At 63.5% G+C, this 26,365-nt stretch carries 21 protein-coding genes; 5 read left to right on the top strand and 16 right to left on the bottom strand.

Features of this window, described 5'->3' with window-relative positions:
- Positions 1–16: 16 nt before the first annotated feature.
- The 6 genes from AC3WMU_RS08405 to AC3WMU_RS08430 all read right to left on the bottom strand — a co-directional run bounded on the left by AC3WMU_RS08405 (position 17) and on the right by AC3WMU_RS08430 (position 5,599).
- Entirely contained in the window at positions 17–415 is a 399-nt protein-coding gene (locus AC3WMU_RS08405) for a PPC domain-containing DNA-binding protein (protein WP_263909817.1), read from the bottom strand.
- Complete coding sequence (locus AC3WMU_RS08410; protein WP_052017826.1) at positions 402–983, bottom strand: PCC domain-containing protein; 582 nt, start codon at positions 981–983, stop codon at positions 402–404. The genes AC3WMU_RS08405 and AC3WMU_RS08410 overlap by 14 nt, the downstream gene beginning before the upstream one ends.
- A 55-nt stretch (positions 984–1,038) precedes the next feature.
- The gene (locus AC3WMU_RS08415; RefSeq protein WP_492282175.1) at positions 1,039–1,803 is read right to left on the bottom strand and encodes an SDR family NAD(P)-dependent oxidoreductase; all 765 of its coding nucleotides are present in this window, start codon (positions 1,801–1,803) and stop codon (positions 1,039–1,041) included.
- 87 nt (positions 1,804–1,890) lie between these two features.
- The gene (locus AC3WMU_RS08420) at positions 1,891–3,558 is read right to left on the bottom strand and encodes an acyl-CoA synthetase (protein WP_280027431.1); all 1,668 of its coding nucleotides are present in this window, start codon (positions 3,556–3,558) and stop codon (positions 1,891–1,893) included.
- Positions 3,555–4,727 (bottom strand): acetyl-CoA acetyltransferase, encoded by a 1,173-nt coding sequence (locus tag AC3WMU_RS08425; RefSeq protein ID WP_280027429.1) that lies wholly within the window; start codon positions 4,725–4,727, stop codon positions 3,555–3,557. The genes AC3WMU_RS08420 and AC3WMU_RS08425 overlap by 4 nt, the downstream gene beginning before the upstream one ends.
- A 44-nt stretch (positions 4,728–4,771) precedes the next feature.
- A complete protein-coding gene (locus AC3WMU_RS08430) occupies positions 4,772–5,599 on the bottom strand; it encodes an IclR family transcriptional regulator (protein WP_234704756.1) in 828 nt (275 codons plus the stop codon).
- Between the two features lie 262 nt (positions 5,600–5,861).
- Here AC3WMU_RS08430 and AC3WMU_RS08435 point away from each other — a divergent pair, with 262 nt between their 5' ends.
- Both AC3WMU_RS08435 and AC3WMU_RS08440 read left to right on the top strand, forming a co-directional pair.
- The gene (locus tag AC3WMU_RS08435; protein WP_424625970.1) at positions 5,862–6,875 is read left to right on the top strand and encodes a TRAP transporter substrate-binding protein; all 1,014 of its coding nucleotides are present in this window, start codon (positions 5,862–5,864) and stop codon (positions 6,873–6,875) included.
- 8 nt (positions 6,876–6,883) lie between these two features.
- Positions 6,884–8,764, top strand: a complete 1,881-nt coding sequence (locus AC3WMU_RS08440) for a TRAP transporter large permease (protein WP_492282176.1) — start codon at positions 6,884–6,886, stop codon at positions 8,762–8,764.
- 159 nt (positions 8,765–8,923) lie between these two features.
- Here AC3WMU_RS08440 and AC3WMU_RS08445 read toward each other — a convergent pair whose 3' ends face one another.
- The 10 genes from AC3WMU_RS08445 to AC3WMU_RS08490 form a co-directional block, all read right to left on the bottom strand.
- Positions 8,924–11,671, bottom strand: coding sequence for a decarboxylase (locus tag AC3WMU_RS08445; protein WP_492282177.1), 2,748 nt, complete (start codon positions 11,669–11,671; stop codon positions 8,924–8,926).
- Positions 11,672–11,770: 99 nt separating this feature from the next.
- Complete coding sequence (gene aspT / locus AC3WMU_RS08450) at positions 11,771–13,459, bottom strand: aspartate-alanine antiporter (RefSeq protein ID WP_006223304.1); 1,689 nt, start codon at positions 13,457–13,459, stop codon at positions 11,771–11,773.
- A 65-nt stretch (positions 13,460–13,524) separates the two neighbouring features.
- Entirely contained in the window at positions 13,525–15,192 is a 1,668-nt protein-coding gene (locus AC3WMU_RS08455) for a bifunctional aspartate transaminase/aspartate 4-decarboxylase (protein WP_492282178.1), read from the bottom strand.
- Positions 15,193–15,420: 228 nt separating this feature from the next.
- Positions 15,421–15,828, bottom strand: a complete 408-nt coding sequence (locus AC3WMU_RS08460) for a Zn-ribbon domain-containing OB-fold protein (protein WP_492282179.1) — start codon at positions 15,826–15,828, stop codon at positions 15,421–15,423.
- 2 nt (positions 15,829–15,830) lie between these two features.
- On the bottom strand, positions 15,831–16,988 hold the full coding sequence (locus AC3WMU_RS08465; protein WP_006223307.1) for an acetyl-CoA acetyltransferase: 1,158 nt from the start codon (positions 16,986–16,988) through the stop codon (positions 15,831–15,833).
- A gap of 37 nt (positions 16,989–17,025) precedes the next feature.
- The gene (locus tag AC3WMU_RS08470; RefSeq protein WP_424625972.1) at positions 17,026–18,165 is read right to left on the bottom strand and encodes an acyl-CoA dehydrogenase family protein; all 1,140 of its coding nucleotides are present in this window, start codon (positions 18,163–18,165) and stop codon (positions 17,026–17,028) included.
- Positions 18,166–18,195: 30 nt separating this feature from the next.
- Complete coding sequence (locus tag AC3WMU_RS08475) at positions 18,196–19,719, bottom strand: AMP-binding protein (RefSeq protein ID WP_424625973.1); 1,524 nt, start codon at positions 19,717–19,719, stop codon at positions 18,196–18,198.
- 18 nt (positions 19,720–19,737) lie between these two features.
- A complete protein-coding gene (locus AC3WMU_RS08480) occupies positions 19,738–20,598 on the bottom strand; it encodes a MaoC/PaaZ C-terminal domain-containing protein (RefSeq protein WP_424625974.1) in 861 nt (286 codons plus the stop codon).
- A 55-nt stretch (positions 20,599–20,653) separates the two neighbouring features.
- Positions 20,654–21,637, bottom strand: coding sequence for a Bug family tripartite tricarboxylate transporter substrate binding protein (locus tag AC3WMU_RS08485; RefSeq protein ID WP_424625975.1), 984 nt, complete (start codon positions 21,635–21,637; stop codon positions 20,654–20,656).
- An 81-nt stretch (positions 21,638–21,718) separates the two neighbouring features.
- Positions 21,719–22,684, bottom strand: coding sequence for a tripartite tricarboxylate transporter substrate binding protein (locus AC3WMU_RS08490; RefSeq protein ID WP_424625976.1), 966 nt, complete (start codon positions 22,682–22,684; stop codon positions 21,719–21,721).
- 228 nt (positions 22,685–22,912) lie between these two features.
- Here AC3WMU_RS08490 and fabG point away from each other — a divergent pair, with 228 nt between their 5' ends.
- Genes fabG through AC3WMU_RS08505 form a run of 3 tightly spaced genes read left to right on the top strand, consistent with a single transcriptional unit; the run spans position 22,913 to position 26,320 of the window.
- Positions 22,913–23,665, top strand: coding sequence for a 3-oxoacyl-ACP reductase FabG (fabG, locus tag AC3WMU_RS08495; RefSeq protein WP_424625977.1), 753 nt, complete (start codon positions 22,913–22,915; stop codon positions 23,663–23,665).
- 40 nt (positions 23,666–23,705) lie between these two features.
- Entirely contained in the window at positions 23,706–24,194 is a 489-nt protein-coding gene (locus AC3WMU_RS08500; protein ID WP_424625978.1) for a MaoC/PaaZ C-terminal domain-containing protein, read from the top strand.
- Complete coding sequence (locus AC3WMU_RS08505) at positions 24,191–26,320, top strand: acetate--CoA ligase family protein (RefSeq protein ID WP_492282180.1); 2,130 nt, start codon at positions 24,191–24,193, stop codon at positions 26,318–26,320. Before AC3WMU_RS08500 ends, AC3WMU_RS08505 begins: the two co-directional genes overlap by 4 nt.
- Positions 26,321–26,365: the final 45 nt, after the last annotated feature.

Below are 26,365 nucleotides of genomic sequence, written 5' to 3' on the forward strand. Positions count from 1 at the left end.
ACGCCCCGCGCCGTCCTTAACCGCCGCTCGGCGCCGGCAGCCACTCCTCTAGTGTGACTTCAAACGTCATGCAGATGGGGTTGGCGCCCGGTACGAAGGGGCCTCCATGCACCTGACCCTCCGGGTCCGCGACCACGCCGGACAGCGACGCCGTCAAAGAACCGTCCGGCTGCGCGCGCACTTCGCCCGCGAGACTGACGATCTCCACCGCCGGGCCTGCTATGTGGCGATACCCGCCTTCGCGGGTGTAGAGGCAGGCATCCACCAGGCTGCCCAACGCCCCGCGCACGAACGCATTGCGAAAACCTTCAGCCAGACAGAGTTTTTCCACGCCCTGAATCAGGTCCTCGTTGGGACCGATTCGCGCATAGGCGACGCGGCCCATGCTGCCGCTTTCGATTTCAGGCGAGTTCATGATTGCCGCCTCCTTGGGGCTGCAACAGCCGTAGATTGGTTTCTGCGTCGTAGGTTGCGCGCAGCTCGAATCCCTCTAGCGAGGTGACGAGCACCGGCACAGGACGGTCCCCGACGATGCTCGTTTGCGGGATGATGTGGCCGCCCAGCGGCGCGCCGTCATCGCGGCAGAAGGCGGCATGGCAGTGCACCAGGGGCGCGCCGGCATCGGTCTTGCCCAGCGTGGCGTTGCCAAAAATCAGGTAGGCCGGCCCGGCGGGAATAGGCGCGGTGTAGGCCACCACCATCCGATGCTGGGGATCTGGCGGGGCCGTGCAGTAGTCGATGTGCCGGAAGGTGCCGCCCAATATGGTCATTGAGGCGTTGGCAACACCGGCGATGGCCAGCGCATCAACCATGGCGTCAAACAGGCTGGCGCCGGGGCGCAACGACAGGCGGATATGGCGGCCGTGTCCGGCCGAGCGGCTATGAATGCGTACCGGGTTGAAAGCCCCCGGATGTATCAGCGTTCTGGGACGGGGCAGTGCTTGTATTCCCCGCAACGAACGATCCACGGTGGTGTATCGCATGGTCTGGACTCCGTGCGCTTGTGGCGCAATAAGTGGAACCTGGGCAATGACAAACTCAGTGCATGGCGGGCAGCATGCCTGCGGCCGTGAACCCTCCATCCACGCAGATAATCTGCCCGGTAACATAGCTGGACTTGGACTCATCAAGCAACCACCCGATGGTGCCGTTGAGCTCTTCAGGCGCGGCGTACCGGTGCTGCGGCACTACCTGCTGCCAGGCTTGGCGGGCTTCGGCGGTATGCATTTGCCCGACCAGCGGCGTTTCGATCGGGCCGGGCGCCACGGCGTTGACCCTGATGCCATAGGCCGCCAGCTCGACCGCCATAACGCGGGTCAAGGTCACCACGCCACCCTTGGACGCGCCATACGCGGCGCGCCCCGCATTGCCACGTATGCCGGACACGGACGCGATGTTGACGATGGACCCGCGCCGCCGTTCCCGCATCCGCCGGGCGGCCTCTCGCGCAACGACGAAAGAACCGATCAAATTCACTTCCAGGATGCGCCGCAGCAAGGCGGTGTCGGTGTCCAGGAACGGAATATCGCGCCCGATGCCGGCGGAATTCACCAGACCCGATATGGGACCGAAGTCGAGCTCCAGCCGCTCCAGCGCATCCACCACCTGCGCCTCGTCCGAGACATCCATCCGCACGCAGCCCAACCGTTCGGCCGGCGCCAAGTTACGCATATCGTCCAGCCGTTCCTGGGAAACATCCGCCACCAGCACGCAGCGCCCTGCGTCCAGCAAGCCGCGCGCGACTGCCAGCCCGATCCCGGACGCGCCGCCCGTAACCAGGATTGCCTCTTGCATCATCTCCATGATCCAGCCTCCTCGTTCATTGGTGTAGTTGTTGTGTTGCCGTTGTGCTGCGAATTGCGCGGCAGCATGCACTGCCGTTCAGGGTGACTAACGCACGGCTTCGGTGGCCTCGGCCAGGCAGCCGCGCTCATAGAGGGCGTCGCGCACCAGCTTCTTGGTGATCTTGCCGTAGCCCGAACGCGGCAAGGCATCCCAGAAGAAGATCTGGCGCGGGAGCTTGTAGCGCGCCATGCGAGGCGCCATCCACGCCATCAATTCTTCGGCGCTCAGCGCATGGCCTGCGCGCAACACGCACACCATCACGCCGACTTCTCCCCAAGTCGGATCCGGCACACCCAGCACCGCGGTTTCGGCGACCGCGGGATGTGCCAGCACTTTCTCCTCCACCTCTCTAGGATAAATGTTCGAGCCGCCCGAAATGTACATATCAGACTGCCGGCCGGTGATGTAGAGGAACCCCTCCTCATCCATGCAGCCAAGATCCCCGGTACGGAACCAGCCATTGCGAAACGCCTTCGCATTGGCTTGCGGATTGGCGTAATACCCCGCGAACACTGCGGGGCCGCATACGCAGATTTCCCCCGTTTCGCCGGCCGCCACCGGCCGGCCGGCATCGTCCTGGATGCTGATCTGCATGCCTGTGCGTTCATAGCCGCAGGTGCCGACACGCGCCCCCGGACCATCCGTACCGTCGTGCAGAGCAGGCGGCAGCACGGTAATGTTGCCGGTGACCTCGCCCAGCCCGAAGTACTGCACCAGCACCGGCCCCAGCTTTTCCAGCGCGCGCTTCTGGTCTACGCGGTACATCGGCGCTCCGGCATAGATGACGTACCGCAGGCTGCGGTGGTCCCAGGCGTCCACGGAAGGATGTTCGACCAGCATCTTCACGATGGTGGGCACGGTGAACATATTGGTTACCCCATGCCGCTCGACCAGTTGCCAGATCTCGTCGGCATCGAAACGCGCGCCCGGGGGCAGCACGGTGCAGGCGGCCCGCGCCACCTGGGTCAGGAAATGGATGCCAGCGCCATGCGACAGGGGCGCCACCACCAGGCTCACATCGCGCTCGGTGGTGCCGGGCATGAGGTCGCACAAGTGATTCGTAATGACGAAGGCCATCTGCCCATGGGTCAGCACCGCCGCCTTGGGATGCCCGGTGGTGCCGGAAGTGAAAAAGAACCAGCAGGGGTCATCGTGATCCACATCGGCGCAAACGGGCGTCGCGCCGGGCCGCGCCTTGATCAGGCCGGCCACATCCCGCGCGGGGAAATTGCCGGCCCCCAACCGCGCCAACAGCGACAACTGCGGCATGGCGTCTGCGACAGCCGCGGCATGCCCGGGGTAGTCGCCATGGCACAAGAACGCCTTGGCGCCCGACGTCCTGGCCAGATACACCGCTTCATCCGGAGAAATCCGGAAATTGGTCGGCACCCACACCGCTCCCAGCCGCAAGGTGGCGAACAGGGTTTCTACGAACTCGAAGCAATTGCGCGAGTGCACCAGCACGCGGTCGCCCTTGCCTATGCCATGATCGGCCAGCGCCTGCGCCAGCGCCGCCGTCCGCTCATCGAGTTCGCGCCAGGTATAGCGTCTGTCACCGCAGATCAGGGCCGGCTGCAAGGGATGGCGGCGCGCCGCCTGCACGAGAAAGTGGGCCAGGTTCATCACCCGCCGCGAGACCGGCGCAACACCGCCCGGCGGTGCGGCGGGCGCTTGGCCGCGCCCGGGGGAAAGTGCGGGATGCGAGGCAGTCATTTGGCGCGCTCCAGGATGCTGACGTAGTTGGCCACGGCCGCGCCACCCATATTGAAGACGCCCGCCAGCGCAGCGCCTGGAATCTGCATGCCTTGCGCGGCCCCTGTCAGCTGCAGGCATGCCATCACATGCATGGAAACGCCTGTCGCACCCACGGGATGCCCCTTGGCCTTCAGCCCGCCCGAGGGATTCACGGGCAGCCGCCCCGCCTTTTCTACCCACCCTTCCTTGAGCGCCTTATAGCCTTGCCCGCGCGGAGTGAGGCCCATCGCCTCGTATTCGATAAGTTCGGCGATCGTAAAGCAGTCATGCGTTTCGACGAGGCTCAGGTCATCCAGCACCAGTGCGGCGTCAGCCAGCGCCTGGCGCCAGGCCTGCGCAGCGCCCTCGAAGGCGATGGGATCGCGCCGGCTCAAGGGCAGGATGTCGTTAACCTGGCGGCGAGCCCGGAACGCCACGGCATGCTTCAGATCGGACATCAGGTCCGCGTCTGCCAATACGAGGGCGGCGGCACCGTCCGAGACCAGGGAGCAGTCCGTACGCCGCAGCGGTGCGGCAACATAGGGATTTTTATCGCTGACGGTATTGCAGAACTCAAAGCCCAGGTCCTTACGGATCTGAGCATAGGGATTGTCCACGCCATTCTTGTGATTCTTGGCCGCGATCCGGGCCAGCGTTTCGCTTTGATCGCCGTGGCGTTCGAAATACGCCGACGCGATGCGGCCGAACACGCCCGCGAAGCCACCTGCGATATCCGCCTCTTCCTTGCGGTAGCTGGCGTTGAGAAGAATGTCGCCGATCTCGGGGTTGGGCCGCGCGGTCATTTTTTCCGCACCGACCACCAGCGCTATCCGACCCCGTCCGGATTCGATGAAATCCATGGCGGCGTAGAGGGCGGCGGAGCCGGTTGCGCAGGCGTTCTCCAGGCGCGTGGCCGGTACGTGCGCCAACTCGGGATGCGCCAACGCCACCAGCGCCCCTTGGAAATCCTGCTTCTGAAACCCGCTGTTCATGACGCCCACATAGATGCCGTCCACGGCGTCGGCGGCCACGCCCGCATGATCCAGCGCTGCGCCGGAAACCCTTGCCATCAGGCTTTCCGTGTCCGGATCATCGAGTTTGCCGAAGGGGATGTGCGACCATCCCGCGATCACGGCACGCTTGCTCATTGCTGTCTCCTCAGTGTGCAGCCCCTAGCCCGCATCTGGCGGACTCAGGACTTGGGCTTGGGCGACGGCGGACGCGGTCGCGCCCCCGTCCCCCCGGAACTGGCCTGCGTGAGCAGGCGCTTGGCCTCGCGCGACAACAGCTTGGCCAACTGAAACTGCCTTTCCTCATCCATGCGTGACTCCACCGCCGCAATGCTCAATGCGCCAAGCACATGGCCTTGCTCATCGCGCAGCGGCACGCCGATGCCCCACGACCCCGGCACCACCAGGCCACGGTTCACGGAATAGCCCTGTTCGCGCACTTCGTCGACCAGGGTGCGGATCAACGGCACCGAGTAATGCGGATAACGGCGCGCGATGAGTGCGGCGTTGGCTTGCAGAGAGGATTCCACTTCGTCGTCTGGCAATGCGGCCAGGATGGCGAGGCTACCCGCGCCAATACCCAGCGGGTGCCGATCGCCCGGCAGCAACACATGCGTCTTCAAGGGGTAGTCGCCGTCTTCGCGCAGGACACACACCGCGAATACATCGCGCCGAAGGGAAAAGAAGGCGGAATCACCGCATTCATGCGCTAAGCGGGCCACCACGGGCGCGGCCAACCGGTTGATGCCGAACCGCTCGCTGGCGACATGGCCCAGCACATGGCATTCCGGCCCCAGGAAATAGCGCCGACTGGCGGGATCTTGCTCGACCATGCCTTCGGCCGCCAGAGCCGCCAGAATGCGGTGCACGGTCGGCTTGCTCATGCCTGTGTCGCGCGTCAGCGCGAGCAGCCCCGCGCCGTCGCCACGCGTGCGCGACACGCCGCGCAGCACCTGCATGGCACGCGAGATGGCCTGCGCGCCGCCAACCGGCGCAGAGCTTTCCAACACGTCGTCTCCCTGAAGTTCTGCACCGGATTCACCGATAGCGGTTTTTGCTGGTCCACTAATTGGACCATTGTTCTTAGTCTGATTTTTCATCTTGCGCCTATTTTATTGATTTACTCTGGATAATCAATATGATTAAATTATTCCAAGGGAAGTACATAGGTCCATATATTGGACCTCATGCAAAGATAAAGCAAGAAGCCGCAATCGGCGCTTTATCCGGCCACCCTCGATGGCGGCCGGATCTCATAACCAAGGAGACAGCATGAACACGACTCGACGCAAACTCATGAGCGCCGCAGGAGGCGGCGCGCTCTTGGCGCTGGCGCCCTTTCACAAGGTATTGGCTGCGCCCGAGTTCCGCTACAAATACGCGAACAATCTCCCCCCGACCCATCCCATGAACCTGCGCGCCAACGAGGCCGCGCAGAACATCGCGCGGGACACGGGCGGCCGCTTCGAACTGGCGGTATTCCCCAGCAGCCAGCTGGGCTCGGATACCGATACGCTGAGCCAGTTGCGAGCCGGCGCGGTCGAGTTCTTCACGCTATCCGGCCTGATCCTGTCAACGCTGGTGCCCACCGCCTCCATCAGCGGCGTGGGATTTGCGTTTCCCGACTACGCCAGCGTCTGGAAGGCAATGGATGGCGAACTGGGCGCCCATATCCGCAAGGAAATCAATGGCAAGGGCCTGTTCGTGATGGACCACATCTGGGATAGCGGCTTCCGGCAGATTACGACCAGCAACCGCGCCATCAACGGCCCGGACGACTTCCGCGACCTGAAAATCCGTGTGCCCGTCAGCCCGCTCTGGACATCGATGTTCAAGGCCCTGGGCTCCTCGCCCGCCAGCATCAACTTCAACGAAACCTATTCCGCGCTGCAAACCCGCGTGGTGGACGCCCAGGAAAACCCCCTGGCCATTATTCAGACCGCCAAGATCTACGAAGTGCAGAAGTACTGCTCGATGACCAACCACATGTGGGACGGCTTTTGGTTCCTGGGTAACCGCCGCGCCTGGGAAAAACTGCCCGCCGATATCCGTGAAGTCGTCGCCAAGCACATCAACGCGGCCGGCATGGGCGAACGCGCCGACGTCCTGGCGCTGAATAACCAACTGCAGAATAAGCTGGCGGAACAAGGACTAGCCTTCAATACGCCGGACCCGGAACCGATCCGCGCGGCACTGCGCAAGGCCGGCTTCTATAGCGGCTGGAAAGAAAAGTACGGCGAACGGGCCTGGGGCCTGCTGGAGCAATCCGTCGGGAGCCTGTCATGAGAGTGGCAATGACGCACACCGGGGACGTGTTGGCCGATGCCGGCGCGCCCGCGGCCGTCAGCCGGCCCTGGGCGGCCGCCCTGGACCGCACGCTGGGCCATCTGGTCGAAATCCCGGCGGCCATCCTGGTGGTCGCCGAAATCGTCATTCTGTTCTCGGGCATCGTGGCGCGCTATGTGCTGCACACGCCACTGGTCTGGTCCGACGAGCTGGCCTCCATCCTGTTCCTGTGGCTGGCCATGCTGGGCGCGGTGGTCGCATTCCGTCGCGGCGAGCACATGCGCATGGCCGCGCTGGTCAATAAGGCATCGCCCTCCACCCGGGCAGTGCTGGACATGGTATCCATAGCCGCTGCGCTGGCGTTCCTATTGATGCTGCAAGGCCCCGGCTTTGAATACGCCTCGGAAGAGCGCTACGTCACCACCGCCGCAATGGAAATCCCCAATGTCTGGCGCGCTGCGGCGCTGCCCGTTGGCACCGCGCTGATGCTGCTGATTGCATTGCTGCGGCTGGTTGAAAAGGCGCAGTGGCGCACCACCGGGCTGGCGATATTGTTGGTGGGCGGCGTGGTCGCCATCATGGCCGCGCTGCAACCCGTGCTGGCCGGCCTGGGCAATGTGAATCTGCTGATCTTCTTCGTCGGCGTGGTCGCAGCCACCGTGTTCGCGGGCGTGCCGATCGCCTTTGCTTTCGGGCTGGCCACCTTCGGATACCTGTCGCTGACCACCGACCTCCCCATGATGGTCGTGGTGGGCCGCATGGATGAAGGCATGTCGCATTTGATCCTCTTGGCCGTGCCGCTTTTCGTATTCCTGGGCGTGCTGATTGAAATGACGGGAATGGCGCAACGCATGGTGGCCTTTCTGGCAAGTCTGCTGGGCCACGTCCGGGGCGGCCTGTCCTATGTGCTGATTGGCGCCATGTATGTGGTGTCTGGCATATCCGGCGCCAAGGCCGCCGACATGGCGGCGGTCGCTCCGGTGCTGTTTCCGGAAATGCGCAAGCGTGGCGCGGACGAAGGCGATCTGGTCGCGTTGCTGTCGGCCACGGGCGCGCAAACTGAGACCGTGCCGCCCAGCCTGGTGCTGATCACCATTGGGTCGGTCACTGGCGTATCGATCACGGCGCTGTTCACCGGCGGCCTGCTGCCCGGCCTGGTCCTGGGCGTGATGCTCTGTCTCGTCGTCTGGTGGCGCAATCGCCGCGAAGACCTGAGCAACGTTCGTAAAGCCACCGGCCGCCAGATCGGCCACGCGTTGCTGGTGGCGTTTCCCGCGCTGGCACTGCCCTTTGTGATTCGCGCCGCCGTGGTCGAGGGCATCGCAACCGCCACCGAGGTCTCGACCATCGGCATCGTCTACGCCACGCTGGTGGGGCTGCTGATCTACCGATGCTTCGACCCCAAGCGCCTCATGCCGATGCTGATCGACACGGCCTGCCTGTCAGGCGCCATCCTGCTGATCATCGGCACCGCCACCAGTATGGCCTGGGCGTTGACCCAATCGGGGTTCTCGACGCAGCTGGCCACCCTCATGGGAGGGTTGCCCGGCGGGGCGGGCACCTTCATTGCCGTGTCCATCGTCGCGTTCGTGGTGCTGGGCAGCGTGCTGGAAGGGATTCCGGCCATCGTGCTATTTGGTCCTCTGCTCTTTCCGATTGCACACCAGATGGGAATCCATGAAGTGCACTACGCGATGGTCGTCATCCTGTCCATGGGCATCGGGCTCTTCGCGCCGCCCTTCGGCGTAGGGTATTACGCGGCCTGCGCCATTGGCAGGGTTGCCCCCGAAGCCGGCATACGGCCTATTGCGGGCTATCTTTGCTCGATTGCGGTCGGAATCGTGATCGTGGCCGCAGTACCGTGGATTTCCACGGGCTTCCTGAAATGATGGGGCCTGCGGCAGGTGTGACGGCTTTATAAGGGTTGCCGGACGGGCCAGAAGGCCTGTCCGGTACTGCGCAGGATGCGGATGCCCTGAATTTCATTGCGCATTGCGATATATAGACGGTGATGTCCAAATAGGGACTATTTTGGTTTGCCCATCCATTTAGCTGCCTTCTCCACCAATAGCTGAAGGCTGAATCAGCTTGATGCCACGTGCGGCGTTGTAGCCGTGAATTTCTTTCACATCGAGTTTGCGCATGAATTCAATAGTGTCTGCGTCGATGATCTGGCCAGGAACCATGATCGGGAACCCGGGTGGATACGGGATGACGAAGTTTGCGGATACCAACGCCGGCCCGTTCGCCAAGCGATCATCCAGTGCTGGACTGGTAAGCGGCAAATACTCGCATTCGTCCTCGTTATAGGCAGCGAAGAATGCGGTCCGCATGTTGCCTTCGGTCGTAGCGCTGGCCGGGTTGTCGCGATATCCGTCATGAAAGCAACTGAAATTGGGCAAGTTCGGCACGTCCTCCATCAAGCTGGCCACCTTTGCCACGAACGCCGCCCTACCCGCTTCACCCTCAGCGCGGAGCCTCGCCTCTATACCTTCAGATATTTCGACCAGCACCTTGATGAGCGCGGCGACATCGCTGCGGGTATTGTTGATATTGCTTTGCAACAGAACGCTATTGCGAGAAGTCTTGTTCAGCTGGATGTTGTATTTGGACGCCAGCAGGTTCTTAAAAGCGGTACCGTCAAAGCCTGCCGTGCCGCACACCAGCGTCAGCCGAGTCGGGTCCAGGCAGAACTCATCGTCCTTCAACGCCTTCACCGCGGTCAGCCAGTTCATGCCGGATGCGAGATAGTCCGTGAATCCCGATTGGCGGAATTCTTGGGGAATCATCTTGTCCGCGCCCAGAACGCTGAAATAACGCGAGATAAGTGGATGCCGAGCAACTTCACGCCGGATCGCCAACGCGACTTCAACGGCACGCATCACCAGTTCGTAACCTTCCAGCTCCATTTGTCGACGGGCGATATCCAGGGAGGCGATGATCTGCGCGTTGGGCGATGTCGACGCATGAATGAATACTGCTTCGTGGAAGGCGGAAACGTGATGATCGTAATCTTCGTCGCGCACGGCCACAATCGATCCCTGACGCAGACTCGACATGGACTTATGAACAGAGTCCGTCTCATAGACTCGTATGCGCATGGCCTGGGGATTGGGCACCAGTTGCCGCTCAAGCAGGCGCGGATCCCTGGGGTCCCATTGCGCGCCAAGCTCCTGGGTCTGAGCGTCCCAGGCTTGCTGGGCCGCAGGGTCGTCGCGCCACTGCGCCAGCGCGGCAGCCGCACCCATCGCCGTGCGTGGCCGCAAGAACGGTGACCAGCGCGCGAATCCGAACCAAGCCTCGTCCCACAGGAATATCAAGTCGGGTTTGATAGCCAGGCATTCCGCCATCACCTGACGAGTGTTGTAGATGTGGCCATCGAATGTGCAGTTGGTCAGCGTAACCATGGCGACCTTGTCCAGCCTACCCTCTGCCTTCAGGTCCAACAGCGCCTGCTTGATCGTGCGTAGCGGCACGGCGCCATACATCGAGTATTCCGTCATGGGAAAGGCCTCTACATACAGTGGCTGCGCCCCGGAAAGCACCATCCCATAGTGATGAGACTTGTGGCAGTTGCGGTCAACGATGACAATGTCGCCCGGTTTGGTCACGGCCTGGTAGACCATCTTGTTAGACGTGGACGTTCCGTTGGTCACAAAAAAAACGTGGTCCGCACCCACCGCGCGTGCGAACTTTTCCTGTGCGACCTTGATGTTGCCGGTGGGCTCCAGCATGCTGTCCAGGCCACCGGTCGTGGCGGATGTTTCCGCCAGGAACAGATTCAGGCCGTAGAACTCGCCGAAGTCGCGGATCCAGTTTGACTTGATGATGGACTTACCGCGAGCAATCGGCAGCGCATGAAAGGTGCTGATCGGCCGCGCGGCGTAGTGCTTGAGATTGTCGAAATGGGGTGTCGTCTGGCGGTCCCTGACCCCTTCGAGAATATTGAGGTGTACCTCCATCGGTTCCTCGGCCTCGTAGAACACGCGGCGAATGACCGACGCTGCGGGATCCCCGGCAAGTTGCTCGACCTGTCGGTCCGTCAGCAGGTAGATATCGAGCTCCGGCCGTATGTTGGCGATGAAGCGCGCCAGCGTGACGCCGGATTCAGCAGAGGGAGCACCCGTGAAGGTGCCCAGGTGCTGGTACGCCTCCAAGAATTCCCGCAACAAATGCGTATCGTGCCTGGATTCAAACGGGATGCCGTCATAGATGACGACGGCCTCAATCTTGCCGTTCAGTATCGTGGCCAGCACCGCGTCCTCGAAGCTCCCCACCAGCACGGGTTCATAGACAACGGGGTCATCCGGCCGCCGCAATTGACGGATCTCCTGGCAAATGGAAGCCGCGCGTGTGGCAGCCATGGAAGAGACGAACAGGGTTTCAAAGTACGGCCGTCGCGTGCCCGCGCCCAATCCTGGCGGCAACCGGTCGGGCGCCTCCGCTGATGTCTCGTCGGCCTCGTCCCACTCGCTAGTGTCATAGCGATAACTGCCCGACAGCAAAGCGTTGCTCATGCGAAGCACGAGGCGGGCCGTGCCCAACGCATCGCCGTCCGCAAGCCGGTCATCAAGCGCCCGCAGCAGCTGGACGCCTGGATAAGCGAAGTAGGCTTCCATGGCGCGAAGACCGGCCAAGGCTTCCTGCACGGGCACGGCTCCTTCCTGGCTTTTTCCCGCCCTGGCCTGCGCTGCCCATCGCTTCGCCTGCGCGTTCAGATCTCGCCATCGGTCCAGCCGCGCGGCCGAGTTCGAAAACAGGTGGTCCAGATGGCTGCCGTTCATATCACGACTCATGGTGTTCCCCTGTTGGTGTAGGCGATGCGCGCCTTGCACGTAATGGATAGGATGGCAATGACTGGGACATCAAGCGGCATCACGTCGCCGAAAGCGGCTTTAAGCCAGCAGCATGATGACGACCATCCCCCAGATCGTGAGCAAGGTGTTGCCCACGGCGTAGGTGACCGTGTAGCCCAGCCCTGGCACCTGGCTCTTGGCCGCTTCGCACACCATGCCGAGCGCGGCCGTCGTGGTGCGGGATCCGGCACAAATGCCGAGGATCAGCGCAGGATGAAAGCGGAAGACAAACTTGGCGAGCAGCATGCCGACGATGAGCGGAACGGTCGTGGCGAAGATGCCCCAAAGGAACAGACTGATGCCCAGCTTCTGCAAGCCGACGACGAATCCTGGTCCGGCAGAGATCCCCACCACGGCAATGAACACGTTCAGCCCGACGGAGTTCATGAACCACAGCGTGGGTTCCGGAATCCGGCCAAAGGTCGGGCGAATGCCGCGAAACCATCCGAACACGATGCCGGCGATGAGCGCTCCGCCCGCAGTGGACAGCGTCACCGGAATCCCACTGATGTTGATGACGAATGCGCCGACCAAGGCGCCGATCGTGATGGCAAGCGAGACGAACGCAACGTCGGTGACATTGGTGGGCCGATCCACGTACCCCACTTCCTTGGCTGTGGCGTTGATATCCTGCGTACGGCCGACCACCGTGATGACGTCGCCGCGATACAGTTTGGATTTTGGAAGGACGGGTATGGACGTTTCGGTCGGTCCGCGCCGAATGTGCTTCAGAAACACGCCGCGAGCGCCCGGCCAACGCGAGAGTTCCTCCAGCGTCTTGCCATCCACCTTCTTGTTCGACACGTAAATGTCGACGCCTTCAGTCTGCATATTGAGCAGTTCGGCATCTTCAACTTCGCGACCACTTGGCCCCAGCCGGGCGATCAGTTGATCCCGCTTACCGCCGATGGCGACGATGTCACCGGCTTCGATAAGGGTGGTCCGGTCCACTTCCATGATGGTCCCGCCGCGGCGCACCCTTTCCACAAAGGCGCGCACGCCGTCCTGGGTGCCGGCCTCGATGTCTCCGATGGCCCTGCCGATGAAGGGGCTCTGCGCCGCGATCGAATAGGCTCGAACCTCGAAATCGTGCCATTCGGTCGCGCCCTCCCCGCCTCGGCCCGCGCCCAGCATCGCTTCATACTCCTTGCAGGCTCCGACCAGATCGATGCCCAGCAGCTTCGGACCGATCTGCGCCAGAATGATGGCGGAGCCGACCGTGCCGAAGATATACGTCACGGCATAGGCGATGGGCATGGCGTCCAAAAGCGCTTGGGTTTCCTCGGGCGTGCGGCCCAGCCGATTGATGGCATCGGTTGCCAGGCCCATCGAGGCCGAAATCGTCTGGGATCCGGCAAACAGGCCCGCAGCGGATCCGATATCGTATCCGGCAAGCATCGCGGCAACCACCGCTGAACCCAGGGACAGCAACGCCATGACGACAGCGAAAAGCGCCTGCGGCAAACCATCCTTGGCGATGCCGCGCACGAACTGCGGCCCGACGCCGTATCCCACCGCAAACAGGAACATCAGAAAGAACACCGACTTCACATTCGGCGATATCTTGACCCCCAGAACGCCGATGCCGATGGCGACCAGCAAGGTGGCGGTGACGGCGCCCAGGCTGAAGCCCTTGAAGCTCTTGCCGCCAACCCAATACCCGATGCCCAAGGCCAGGAAGATGGCAATCTCGGGATAGGCTTTAAGTGTAGAAACGAACCAGGTCATGGCCGGCTCCTTGATAGAGACCATGCATTGGCGAGCGCACGGCGTGTGCGCGCGCTAAGTGGCTTCTAGATTGTCTTGGTACTCGTGGTGGCATCAGGAGCCTTGCCGTTGTCCTTGCCGCCCTTGCTGCCCTTGCCGCCCTTGCTGCCCAGCGCGCGATATCGCTCCAGATACTCATCGCGCAGGTTGCGCACGCACTGGCCGATTTTCACGTAATCCTGTTCGTTCAAATTCGCCAGCGAAACACGGCCAGAAGGATGCACCGTCCCGAACCCTTTGCCCGGCAGCAGCACCACGCCTGCTTCTTCGGCCAGCCGGAACAACAGTTCGTGGGGCTTGATATTGGCCAGCAACCATTTGACGAATTCCGGACCGACCTCGCGGCTCATCTGCTCCACGTCGAGCAGCGTGTAGTAATCGACGACGTTCTCGTCTACCGCGTCGGGTGCAGCTCCCATGCCGCGATACAGCGCGGCCTTGCGCCCTCGAATCAGCCGCTTCATGGCTGCCTTGTAATGGTCCGCGGTATCCATAAGCGAAAACAGCGAAAACAGCACCATCTGCACTTGTTGGGGCGTCGATAGGCCAGCAGTGTGATTGAGGGCCACGGTGCGGCTGTCGGCGACGATCCGGTCGATGAACAGCAACTTCTCGGGAGCGGTCGTGATCGATGCATAGCGCGCATTCAATCCGTCTTTTTCCGTCTGCCCGAGTTGCGCGATCTTTTCATCGAAGAGATTAGATTTATGCGCGGCAATTACGCCCAAGCGCCAGCCCGTAGCGCCAAAATATTTGGAGTAGGAATAGACCAGCAGCGTATTGCGCGGGCATAGCGCGAAAAGAGAGACAAAGTTGTCGGCGAATGTCCCGTAGACGTCGTCGGTCAGGATGATGAGGTCGGGACGATCCTTGACGATATCGGCGAGATACCGGAGGCTTTCGTCACTGACCTTCACGGACGGTGGATTGCTGGGATTCACCAAAAAGAACGCCTTGACCTTGGGATCACGCAGCTTGTCGAGCTCAGCTTTTGAATACTGCCAGCCATTGGCTGGATCGGCGTCGATCGACAGTTCCGCCAGGCCAAACTCGGCCAACTCGGGAATTTCGATATAGGGTGTAAAGATAGGCTTGCCCAGCGCGATGACGTCGCCTGCCTGAAGCAGATGATTGATCTTCATCGAATTAAAAAGATAGGTCATGGCCGCAGTTCCGCCTTCCACGGCATAGAGGTCGAAGTCCCCGGCAAACGGGTGGCCCCCAATCATCTCCCTGCGGATGTACTGTTTCACGATCTTTTCGCTAAGCCGTAGCATGCGGTCCGGCACGGGATAGCTGCACGCGAGAATGCCCTGACACATCTCGTAGATGAAGTCGCCTCCATCAAGGCCCAGTTGGTCCCGCACGAACGACACCGCCCCGGAAAGAAACTTTACGCCGGGAACATCATGATGGCTGCGAGTGAACAGATCGAAGCGCTCTTCAATCCCCTCGCGTCTGGGAAAGCCCCCTACCCCTTCGGCCAGATAGGAGAATGATCGCTCGGATTCAGTCATGGCAAACAGGCCCAACTGCCAGAATCCATGACGGGGGACCGTAGCCACAAAATTGGGATTCCCTCTCCCTGCATTGAGCATCAGCCGGTTGGTGACGCTGCCGGCCAGGGTGATGAGTTCGTCTTTTAGTTCGAAGGGAGAAAGGCTGGCGGTGGAGGACGCATGCTTGATATCCATTGAGCTTCTCCAGATCATGGACGCAACAAAACACGCCGCGAAACATGGCGTTCGAGCGTCGAACCAGGAAGCGCTGGATTGCGTAGAACCTGGCAGATCCCCCGTTGTATAGGGAATATCAAACCAGCTTAGTGAATGGGTTGTAGCCGGTACATACGCAGTTTTGAGTATGGATGCCGCGGTCGCTGGCGCAGCGGCAGGCAGCTCCCGCCGCCGCCGTGCCTTGAGTTATTCCAACCGGAACTGCGGCAAGGCAATCTCGGGAGAGGCCTGCTCGAAGCACACGCACACACGGCTTCCTATCCGGACCGCCTCGGGCGGACTATCGATGATGTTGGCCATCATGCGCACGCCCTCATCCAGGTCGATCATGGCCACGACGTACGGCACTTTTTCACTCAGGGCCGCATTGCTCGGGCGCCGGTTGATGGTGTAGGTGTAGACGGTTCCCTGGCCTGCGGACTCGATCCACTCGATGCTGTCCGACAGGCAGGCCGTGCAGAACTCGCGCGGATAGAACTGGCGCGCGTTGCAGCAGCCGCATTGCTGGATGACCAGGCGGCCTTCCTTCGCTGCATCCCAGTAGGGCTGGGTGATCCGGGTCGGTTGCGGCAGCGGGCGTTGAACGTGGTCCATGGTCAGACTCCGAGAATCAGGGTGGTGTTGCAGGAAAAAACCAGCCCGGGCGCATGGACCAGAGCCAGTTCGGCCTTGGGCAGCTGGCGCTCGCCGCATTCCTTGCGCAACTGATGCACGGCCTCGAGCAGCAGCAGCATGCCGAACTGGCCGGGATGGTTGTAGGACAGGCCGCCGCCCGAGGTATTGATGGGGAAGTCGCCTCCGGGCGCCAGGCGTCCGTCCGCCACGAAGGCCCCGCCCTCGCCGCGCTTGCAGAAGCCCAGCTCCTCCAGCGACTGGATCACGCCGATGGTGAAGTGGTCGTAGATCTGCACCACGTCGATGTCCGCCCGCGTGACGCCGGCCATCTCCAGCGCGGCGTCCGCCGTCTGCGCCACATTGGTGTCCAACCAGTCCGCGGTATTGAAGGGCGTGTAATGATGCGAGAAGGATTCGGCAATGCCCATCACGTAGACCGGTGGGCGCTTGAGCGTACGAGCGCGCGCGGCGGACGTGACGATGACCGCGCCGCCGGCGTCGGTCACCAGGCAGCAGTCGCGCTGGCGCAAAGGATCGGCAATCATCTTGGAAGCCATGACTTCTTCGATCGAGGTTTCCTCGCGCCGGTAGGCCTTGGGATTGAGCTGCGCCCATTTTCGCGCCGCTACCGCCACTTCGGCCAGGTCCTTGTGGGTGGTGCCGTAGCGCTGCATGTGCAGCTGCGCCACCATCGCGTAGTAGCCGATGGGACTCAGCTGCCCATAGGGCGTGATGAACTGCCCGCGCGGCATGCGCATGTCCTCCGGCGTACCGCCCACCTTGCGCGTTCCGTCCGACAACTGGGTGCTGCCGTAGGCCACCAGCGCCACCTCGCACATACCGGCCTCGATCGCGGCCATGGCGTGGCGGACGTGCATGACGCTGGACATGCCGCCCACGCTGGTTGAATCCACGTAGCGCGGGCGTATGCCCAAATATTCGGCCAGATGCAGTCCGGCGAACTTGTCGTCCACGTGCGCGAACACGCCGTCGACGTCCTGGAGAGTCAATCCCGCATCGCGCAGGGCGCGGGCCGCCGCCTGCGCCTGCAGGTCCAGCGAGGTCATCCCGGGCACTTTCCCGAGGTCGGATTCGGCGGCGCCAACGATGGCGACCGATTTCGAAAGATGCTTGGTCATGTAGGAATCTGCTCCTGTCGAAGTCCAAAAATAGGGTTCAAAGCGTCCGGGCTATCAGCTCGCGCATCACTTCCGAGGCGCCGCCATAGATCCGATTGGGCCGCACGTCGGTATAGGCGCGGGCGATGGGATACTCGCGCATGTAGCCGTAGCCGCCATGGAACTGCAGCAGATCGTCAATGGCGCTGGTGGCTTCAGACGCCCACAGCTTGGCCATGGCGGCGCCCCCGGCGTCGAGTTCGCCATCCAGGTATTGCTGCACGCAGCCGTCGACGAAGGCTCGGGTGGCGGCGGCCAGGGTCTTGATGTCGGCCAGCTTGAAGCGGATGTACTGGTTGTCGATCAAAGCCTTGTCGAAGGCACGGCGTTCCTTGGTGTAGTCGACGGTCCACTGCAGCGCGCTCTCCAGCGCCATGGCGCAGCGCACCGCGATCATCAGCCGTTCGCGCACCAGCTCCTTCATCAGGTAGCCGAAGCCCTGCCCCGGTTCTCCCAGCATGTCCTCGTCCGGCACGAACATGTCCTGGAAGAACAGTTCGGCCGTGTCCTGCGCCTTCTGCCCGACCTTGTCCAGCAGCCGCCCGCGCGTGAATCCGGGCGTCGCGGCATCGACCCAGAACAGGCTGATGCCGCGCGAGCCGGCGCCGGGATCCGTCTTAGCCACCACCAGCACACGATCAGCATGGAAGCCGTTGGTGATAAAGGTCTTCTGGCCGTTTATGACGTAGCCGCCCTGAGCCCGGGCCGCCGCGGTGCGGATCGCCTTGACGTCGCTGCCCGCGCCTGGCTCGGTCATCGCGAGAGACGCCACGATGTCGCCCTGGGCCATGCCGGGCAGATCGCGCCGCTTCTGGCTTTCGGTGCCGAAATTCAATAAATACGGCGCCACGATGTCTGAATGCGTGGTGAAACCCGTCACGCCCGTAGCCAGCGCGCGGGCGATCTCCTCCACGACGATGATGGTGTGCAGGAAATCCCCGCCGCCGCCGCCGTATTCTTCAGGCGTGCTAGGCAGCAGGATGCCCGCCGCGCCGGCCTTGCGCCACAGGTCGCGCGGCACCAGGCCTTCCTGTTCCCATTGATAGTGATGGGGCGTGATCTCGTCCGCAATGAAGCGCGCCACCGTGTTGCGGAACAATTCATGGTCCGCCGAGAAGAGCTTGCGTTGCTGGTTCATGCTGCCTCCTGATCTGTCATGAAGGGCCTCCTAGGGCCAGTAGCGCTGCTTGACCAGGCGCTTGAGCAGCTTGCCCGTCTCGGTGCGCGGCATGTCGGTGGAAAAATCCACGCTCTTCGGGCACTTGATGGGCGAGATGCGCTCGCGGCAATACGCGATCAGCTGCTGCGCCAGGTCAGCGTTGGCAGCCCCGGGATCACGCAATTGCACGACCGCCTTGACCTCCTCGCCGAACTCGTCGTTCGGCACGCCCACGACCGCCACATCGGCCACGGCGGGGTGCGTGCAAAGCAGGTTCTCCGCTTCCTGGGGATAGATGTTGACTCCGCCCGATACGATCATGTTGGACAGGCGATCGGTCAGGTACAGATAGCCGTCCTGGTCCAGGTAGCCGATATCGCCATAGGTGGCCCAGCCGCGCGTGTTGTAGGCGCCGCGCGTCTTGTCCGGATCCTTGTGGTATTCGAACGAACCGCCCCCCGAAAAGTAGATGACCCCGGGCTGGCCCGCCGGCAGTTCGGTCAGCCCGTCCTCGCTCATGATGTGCGCCTGGCCGAACTCCGGTCTGCCCACCGAGCCGCGATGCGCCAGCCATTCCTCGGAACCCAGCGACGTACGCCCGACCAGTTCCGTGCCGCTGTAGTACTCGTACAGGATCGGTCCCCACCACGCGATCATGGCTTCCTTGACGTCGGCCGGGCACGGTGCGGCCGCATGCACCGCGTAGCGCAGCGTGGACAGGTCGTGGCGCGTGCGCTCTGTCTCTGGCAGGCGCAGCAGACGGATGAACATGGTCGGCACCCATTGCGAATGCGTGACACCGTAGGCGGCGATGGCCTCCAGCGCCGCGGCCGCATCGAATTTTTCCATCATGACGCAGCTGCCGCCGGCGCGCAGCGCCGCCATGTTCCAGCGCACCGGGGCCGCGTGATAGAACGGCGCCGTGGACAGATAGACCGTGTCGCGATCGAACGCCTTCCAGGCGCTGCTGGGCGAGTCGCCGACACGGAAGTAGCGGTTGGCGACCGATAGCGGACGCTTGATTCCCTTGGGCAGGCCGGTGGTGCCCGACGAATAGAGGAAGTCCGTGCCTTCCGGGGTTTCCGGCAGCGCCACGTCGTCGGCGTGGCGGCCGACCCAGGCCTCGTACTGGATTGCACCGGCGTCCGCGCCGTCCATGCAGACGCGCAGCACGCCGCGCGCATCCAGGCTGTCCACATCGGTTTCGGTCTGCGTGCAGCCGGAATAGAACAGCACGCGCGCGTCGCAGTTTTCGATGATGTAGCGCGCTTCCTCACGCTTGAGATGCCTGCTGATGGTGGTGTAGTACAGGCCGACGCGATGCGCGGCCCACAGCAGTTCGAAGAACCGCGGATGGTTCTCCAGGAATACTGCAATCCCGTCGCCGGCCTGCAGGCCGGCATCCAGCAAGGCCGCGGCACATTTGCGGCTGCGCAGCTCCAGCTCGCGCCAGGTCACCGTGATACCGGACGGAATCATGCGGTAGGCGATGCGATCGGGCATCTCCCGGGCATGGGCTTCAAGTGCAGACATGGTTCACCTCTGGTTTGCTCAATTGGCCAGGCGGGCAACGCCGTTGCTCAGCACCACTGTGCCGCGCTCGTCGGCCAGCGCACGAAATTGCAGGCGGTCGCCATCGCGCCAGATTTCCACGCGCAGCGTCTCGCCCGGGAAGAACGGTGCGGAAAAGCGCGCGGCGATCGCACCCAGCCGTTGGGGCGACGCAGCTGCGCAAGCCTGCAGCAAGGCGCGCGCAGCCATTCCATAGGTGCACAGCCCGTGCAGGATGGGCCGCTCGAAACCGGCGGCGCGCGCCATGTGCGGCAGCGCGTGCACCGGATTGAGGTCGCCGTTCAGGCGGTACAACAAGGCTTGCTGCGGCAGCGTGGACAGCAACACGACCTGATCGGGTTCGCGCTGTGGCGTGGCCGGCAACGCCTCCGGCGGCTCGTCGCCCTGGCCAAAGCCGCCATCGGCGCGGCAGAACGACACGTGCTCCACCGTGGCCAGCGGTGCCCCGCTATCGGCGTCGGAAATGTCGCGCACCGTCACCACCAGCGCTCCCTTGCTGGCGCCTTTGTCCACCACCCGCGTGACGCGGGTCTGGCTGCGCACTGCCCCGGCCGCGGCCAGCGGGGCGTGAAACGTCATGCGGTGCTCGCCGTGCAGGATCTTCACCCAGTCGATGCCGGTGGCCGGGTCGGTTGCCCAACCGTTGGGCGCGCCGAGGGTGGCCAGGAAGGTCGGCACCACGGCCGTCCCCTCTTCGTGCACGTAGCGCAGCTCGTCTTCATTGGCCGGATCAGTGCCGTAGCCCAGACCCAGCGCATAGATCATGCAGTCGCGTTCGGTGTAGCGGTCCACGCGGTCTTCGAACTTCCAGTTGCGCAGGCGTTGATAATCGATTGCCATGGATCATGCCTCCCTAAGCATGCCGGCGGCGACCTTGCCGCCGCCGGCGTACAGGTCATTCCGCCTTGATGCCGGCGGCTTTGATGATTTTTTCCCAGCGGTCCTTTTCCGACCGGATGAAGCCGTCGAACTCGGCTGCCGTGCCGCCCAGAGGAATGCCGCCCTGCTGCGCCAATTGCTTCTTCACGTCTTCATCGGCCAGGACTGCATTGAGCTCCGTATTCAGGCGCGCCACCACGGCCGGCGGCGTGTGCGCTGCGACCAGCACGCCCAGCCAGGCACCGACGTCCACATCGGGATAGCCTTGCTCGGCCAGCGTCGGCACGTCGGGCAATATCTGGCTGCGTTCACGGGTGGTGACGGCCAGCGCCCGCAGCCTGCCGGCCTTGACCAACGGCGCCACGGTGATCACGTTCTCGACCGTAAAGTCGACTTGGCCAGCGACCAGGTCGTTGGTGGCCGGCGCCGCCCCCTTGTACGGCACGGTGACGGCCGTGAACTCCAGGCGATTCTTCAGCAATTCGCCGCCCAGGTGTCCGGAGGTCCCGATCATCGACACCGCCATGGACAGGTTGCCCTGCTTGCCGCGGGCATAGTCACGGAACTCCGCCAGCGTCTTGACGGGCGCGTTGGCGTTGACGACCAGCGCATTCGGCATGGTGATGATGCGCGCCACCGGCGCGAAGTCGGACATCGCATACGGCAGCTTGCTGTACAGCGTGTAATTGACCGCGTTCGGCCCGCTGCTGCCCATGACCATCGTGTACCCGTCGGGCTCGGCCCGAAGCAAGCTCTGCATGCCCAGAATGCCGGCCGCGCCGGGCACGTTTTCGACCACTACCGGTTGCCCCAGCCGTTCAGACAATTTCTTGCCCACGATCCGGCTGGTGATGTCCAGGATGCCGCCCGGCGAACTGGGCGCGATCAGCCGCAAAGGTCTGTTCGGGTAGCCCTCCGCCGCTCGCGACATCTGCGGCAAGGCCAATGAAGTCATCAGGCCGGCAAGGACTGCCAGCGCGACTCGCCTGCGTTTGTTCATGTCTGTCTCCTGATAGTTTTCGTCTCGCGGGCTTGTGGCGCCCGCTGTCTGGACTCCGCTGGGCGGATCCCTTACTGCGCGTCAATCCACCTTCATGCCGGTCGCGTCGACCACGCCCTGCCACTTCCGCACTTCGGTCTTCAGGAAAGCGCGGGCCTCCTCCGGGCCGCCGGTCAGGGGCCGGGCATAGATCCGGTCCATGAACTCCTGCACATCGGGTTGCGTGTTGATGTCAGCGACGGCGTCGGCCAGTTTCTTCAAGACCGGTGCCGGCACCTTGGCGGGTGCCGCCATGAAGTACACCGCTTCCACGTCGTAGCCCTTGAGGCCGGCCTCTTCGATGGTGGGCAGGTCCGGCATCGCCTTCATGCGTTCGCGCCCGGTCACCGCCAGCGCCTTCAGCTTCTTGGACTGCACCAGCGGGATCGCGGTGGAGACGCTGCCGAACATCATGTCTACCGTGCCCGACATTAGGTCCACCTCGGCCGGGCTCACCCCCTTGTAGGGCACGTGGGTCATGTCGACGCCGGCCATGACCTTGAACAATTCGCCGGCCAGATGAATGGAAGAGCCCATGCCGGCCGACGCGAAGGTAAGCTTGTTGCCCCCACCCTTGGCCTTGCGAATCAGGTCGTCGACGCCCTGGATGCTGGAGCCGGGCGGCACCACGAGGATGTTGGGCGTGGACGCCACCATGCCGATGGGCATCAGATCGCGCTCCCAGTCGTAGGGGTTGCGCTTCATGGCGGCGTTGGCAGCCACATAGTTGGCCGCCATCGCGATGATGTAGCCATCGGCCGGCGCCTGCGTCAGCGCCTGGATCGCGATGTTGCCGCCGGCGCCCGGACGGTTTTCCACGATGAACGTCTGATTGAAACGCTCCCCCAGCTTCTTGGCATACAGACGGGCGAGCAAGTCGGTGGCGCCGCCCGGCGCGAAGCCCACATAAACCCGCACCGGCTTATCCGGATAAGCGTCGGCCGCGCCCGCTGCTCCGACAGCAGTCAGGCTCAGTACCGCGGCCAACAATCCCTTCAACATTTCCATGAGTCGATCTCCTTCCGTTTTTTTTAGAGATAGGGGAACGTCGGGCCATCTTATTCCGACATGCCGAACAGTATAACGACGTGCCGATATTAATTGTCAATATTTCCGGTGGTGTGTATATTTGTTCGGAACCTCGGAATAAATTCGAACCTGCTCGTCGCCTATCCCGAGATATCGGATTTCGGGCCCAGGGCGGCGGGCACTATCAGCTACAGAAGGGGAATGGAGATGGACCTGCAACTCACCGGTAAAGTCGCTGTCATCACGGGCTCCGGCCGCGGCATCGGCTACGCCTCGGCGCTGGCTCTGGCGCAGGAAGGCGCGCGGATCGTCATTACCGATATCAACCCCGAATCGGTGGAACAGGCGGTTGGCGGCCTGAAACAGGCGGGCTACGATGCCATCGGCGCCGTGCTGGACGTCTGCGATCCTGATCAAGTCCAGACCATGGCCGAGCTCGCGGCGCACGCGTTCGGCGGCATCGACATCCTGGTCAACAACGCCGGTTTCACGCGCGACAAGTACCTGCTCAAGATGCCGGTGGAAGACTGGGACTCGGTGGTGGACACCATCCTGAAGGGCGCCTACTACTGCACCAAGGCTGCCCTGCCCTCGATGATGGAAAGGAAGTGGGGCCGCGTCATCAACATTGCCTCGCGCGCACACTGGGGCAATCCCGGCCAGACCAACTATTCGGCCGCCAAAGCCGGGCTGATCGGATTCACCCGCGCGCTGGCGCTGGAACAAGGCAAATTCAACATCACCGCCAACGCCATCGCCCCGGGGCTGATCGAAACGCCGCTGGTGCGCGGGCTGTCAACCTATGACACGCTGCGCGCCAATGCGTTGGCGCGCCAGCCGGTGCCGCGTCTGGGCGCGGTCGAGGACATCGCCAATGCCGTGGCCTTCCTGGCTTCCGAGCGGTCCTCTTTCATCACGGGTGAACTGCTGCACGTGACCGGCGGCCGCTACGCTTCCTGATATCCCTTCCCCGCGCCCCCACTCCGGAATCCGATCAACCATGCAAAGCGCAAGCCCTGCCTGCCCGCCCCCGCTTCCCGTCCAGCAGCCCCTGGAAGTCGGCCATCGTTTCGAATCAGCCGGCCGCACCATCACCGAGAGCGATATCGTCAACTTCGCCTGCCTGTCCGGCGACTTCAACCGCCTGCACGTCGACCACGAATACGCCAGCGCCACGCCCTTCGGCCAGCGTATCGCCCACGGCCTGCTGGTGCTGTCCGTGCTGTCCGGACTGACCACCCAGTCCAGCGGCTACCGTCAGCTGGAACCTTATGTACTGGCTCTGATCGACATCCATTGCCGCTTTCCCAAACCTACCTTCATCGGCGACACCATCGTGGTGCGGGTGACGGTGGCGGAAAAAACCGGGCAGTACCGCCCAGGCAAGGACAAGGTGGTGTTCCGACGCGAAGCCATCAACCAGCGCGGCGAGGTAGTGGTTCAGGCAGACTTCGCGATGATTCTGCGGTCCATGGAGGGTGCAGCATGAAACCGTTTGCAGATCTGAGCCGCTTCATCAATCCGCGCAACGTGGCCGTGGTCGGCGCTTCCGCCCGCGAATCCAGCCAGGGGCGCCGCCTGTACGACAACCTGGTACTGCATTCGTCGGTGCCCGGCGAGGTGTACGCGGTCAACCCGGCCTACCAGGAAATCGGCGGACGGCCGTGCTGGCCCTCCATCAGCGCCCTGCCCGAGGCCGAGATCGACGTAGCGCTGATCATGATCAACGCCACGCTGGTGCTGGATGCCTTGCGGCAATGCGCGGCGCGCGGGATACCCTTCGCCGTGGTCATGACATCCGGCTTTTCGGAAGCGGGCGAGGAAGGCCAGCGGCTCGAACGCGAGATCGCCCAGCTGTGCGAGGCCACCGGCCTGCACGTCTACGGACCGAACTGCCCCGGCTTCGTGAATGTGCGCGACCGCCTGGGCATGACCTTCTCGCCCGCTTTCAAGGACGATCTGAACGCAGGCTCGATCGGCCTGGCGACCCAGGGCGGCGGACTGGGCCGCAACCTGCTGCAGGGCCTGTCTTTCGGCCAGGGCGTGGGCCTGTGGTTTTCCGCCGGCAACGAGGTGGACCTGGAAATTCCCGACTTTATCGCCCACATGGCGAACGATCCGAAGATCAGCGTAATCGCCCTGCTGATGGAAGGCGTCAAGCACGGCCGTCGGCTGACCGCCGCGCTGGAACTGGCGCATGCCCGCAGAAAGCCTGTGGTGGTGCTGAAGGTGGGGCGCTCGGAAGCCGGGGTGCGCGCGGCGCAGTCGCACACGGCGTCGGTGGCCGGCACCGCCGCCGTCAACAGCGCCGTGTTCCGCCAGTTCGGCGCCATTGAGGTGGACGACCTGGACCAATTGCTGGCGGCCTCGCGCCTGCTGACCCAGATCACGCCCAAGAGCGGCAACGGCTTGTGCATCTATACCTTCTCGGGCGGTACCGCCGCGCTGGCGGCCGACATCGCCGGCGCGGCCGGCCTCCCAATGGCAGTGTTCGCGCCCGAGACCAAGGCCGCCCTGCGCAAACTGCTGCCGGATTTCGCCAGCATGGACAATCCCGTCGACACCACCGCCGACATCCTGCGCAACCCGGAGGCCTCGGCCGCATGCCTGCGCGCGATATGCGCCGACCCCCAGGTGGGCACGGTCCTGTTCCCTATCCCCATGGATTACGGTTCCATCACCGACGGCATGGCCCAGGCCATCGCCACGGTGGCGGCCGAAACCGCCACCTTGATCGTGCCGGTCTGGATGAGCCGGCGCCTGGGCGGCGGTTTCCAGTTGCTGGAGACGGCCGGCCTCCTGCCCTTCCTGTCTCTATCGGACGCCATCGCGGCCCTGTCCAAGGCCATCCCGTGGAAGCTGCCCGCGCACGAGAGCGCCGCCGCTCCCCAACAAATGGCAGCCGCAGCCGGCAAGGTCCGCATGCTTAGCGAAGCCGCCGCCAAATCCCTGCTGCGGGAAGCCGGCCTGCCGATACCTGAAGGGGTGGTGGTCGCCAGCGCTGCGCAGGCGGCCCAGGAAGCCGAGCGCCTGGGCTTTCCCGTAGTGATGAAGGTGGTCAGCGCCCAGATCGCGCACAAGACCGAAGCGGGCGGCGTCAAGCTGGGCATCGCCAGCGCCAGTGCGGCGCGGGATGCCTATGCCGCCATCCACGAGTCCGTCGCGCGCCATAACCCCGACGCCGCTATCGACGGCATACTGGTGGAGCGCATGCTGCCACCAGGCGGCCGCGAGGTGCTCGTCGGCGTGCACATCGACCCGGCCTTCGGCCTGGTGCTGACCTTCGGCCTGGGCGGCATCTTCGTCGAGACCATCCGCGACGTGGCACACCGGATGATTCCGCTGTCGCGAGACGACGCGCGTGCGCTGCTCGGCGAGATCCGCTACGCCGAAGTGCTGGACGGCGTGCGCGGCCAGGCGCCTGCCGACCTGACGGCCCTGGAGGACCTGATCCTGCGGGTATCGGACTTCGCCTGGAGCCACCGCGACGCCTTGCAGGAAATGGAGCTCAACCCGGTCTGGGTCGGTGCCGAAGGACAAGGCGCGATGCCGCTGGACGCGCTGATCGGCTTGCGCCCCGGCGCCGACCCCGCCCTGGGCCAACGCCAGCCATGAGCGCCACTGGACTCTCCTTCCCGAACATACTCGCCTAGGACACGC

The sequence above is a fragment of the Achromobacter sp. FW305-C-13 genome, assembly GCF_058783475.1.

What these genes read in the sequence shown, in the direction of transcription:
- AC3WMU_RS08475 (WP_424625973.1), bottom strand. Translation starts at nt 19,719, where the DNA reads ATGTCTGCACTTGAAGCCCATGCCCGGGAGATGCCCGATCGCATCGCC.
- AC3WMU_RS08415 (WP_492282175.1), bottom strand. Translation starts at nt 1,803, where the DNA reads ATGGAGATGATGCAAGAGGCAATCCTGGTTACGGGCGGCGCGTCCGGG.
- AC3WMU_RS08445 (WP_492282177.1), bottom strand. Translation starts at nt 11,671, where the DNA reads ATGAGTCGTGATATGAACGGCAGCCATCTGGACCACCTGTTTTCGAAC.
- AC3WMU_RS08455 (WP_492282178.1), bottom strand. Translation starts at nt 15,192, where the DNA reads ATGGATATCAAGCATGCGTCCTCCACCGCCAGCCTTTCTCCCTTCGAA.
- fabG (WP_424625977.1), top strand. Translation starts at nt 22,913, where the DNA reads ATGGACCTGCAACTCACCGGTAAAGTCGCTGTCATCACGGGCTCCGGC.
- AC3WMU_RS08460 (WP_492282179.1), bottom strand. Translation starts at nt 15,828, where the DNA reads ATGGACCACGTTCAACGCCCGCTGCCGCAACCGACCCGGATCACCCAG.
- AC3WMU_RS08440 (WP_492282176.1), top strand. Translation starts at nt 6,884, where the DNA reads ATGACGCACACCGGGGACGTGTTGGCCGATGCCGGCGCGCCCGCGGCC.
- AC3WMU_RS08505 (WP_492282180.1), top strand. Translation starts at nt 24,191, where the DNA reads ATGAAACCGTTTGCAGATCTGAGCCGCTTCATCAATCCGCGCAACGTG.
- AC3WMU_RS08485 (WP_424625975.1), bottom strand. Translation starts at nt 21,637, where the DNA reads ATGAACAAACGCAGGCGAGTCGCGCTGGCAGTCCTTGCCGGCCTGATG.
- AC3WMU_RS08425 (WP_280027429.1), bottom strand. Translation starts at nt 4,727, where the DNA reads ATGAGCAAGCGTGCCGTGATCGCGGGATGGTCGCACATCCCCTTCGGC.
- AC3WMU_RS08470 (WP_424625972.1), bottom strand. Translation starts at nt 18,165, where the DNA reads ATGAACCAGCAACGCAAGCTCTTCTCGGCGGACCATGAATTGTTCCGC.
- AC3WMU_RS08480 (WP_424625974.1), bottom strand. Translation starts at nt 20,598, where the DNA reads ATGGCAATCGATTATCAACGCCTGCGCAACTGGAAGTTCGAAGACCGC.
- aspT (WP_006223304.1), bottom strand. Translation starts at nt 13,459, where the DNA reads ATGACCTGGTTCGTTTCTACACTTAAAGCCTATCCCGAGATTGCCATC.
- AC3WMU_RS08410 (WP_052017826.1), bottom strand. Translation starts at nt 983, where the DNA reads ATGCGATACACCACCGTGGATCGTTCGTTGCGGGGAATACAAGCACTG.
- AC3WMU_RS08420 (WP_280027431.1), bottom strand. Translation starts at nt 3,558, where the DNA reads ATGACTGCCTCGCATCCCGCACTTTCCCCCGGGCGCGGCCAAGCGCCC.
- AC3WMU_RS08435 (WP_424625970.1), top strand. Translation starts at nt 5,862, where the DNA reads ATGAACACGACTCGACGCAAACTCATGAGCGCCGCAGGAGGCGGCGCG.
- AC3WMU_RS08490 (WP_424625976.1), bottom strand. Translation starts at nt 22,684, where the DNA reads ATGGAAATGTTGAAGGGATTGTTGGCCGCGGTACTGAGCCTGACTGCT.
- AC3WMU_RS08405 (WP_263909817.1), bottom strand. Translation starts at nt 415, where the DNA reads ATGAACTCGCCTGAAATCGAAAGCGGCAGCATGGGCCGCGTCGCCTAT.
- AC3WMU_RS08500 (WP_424625978.1), top strand. Translation starts at nt 23,706, where the DNA reads ATGCAAAGCGCAAGCCCTGCCTGCCCGCCCCCGCTTCCCGTCCAGCAG.
- AC3WMU_RS08465 (WP_006223307.1), bottom strand. Translation starts at nt 16,988, where the DNA reads ATGACCAAGCATCTTTCGAAATCGGTCGCCATCGTTGGCGCCGCCGAA.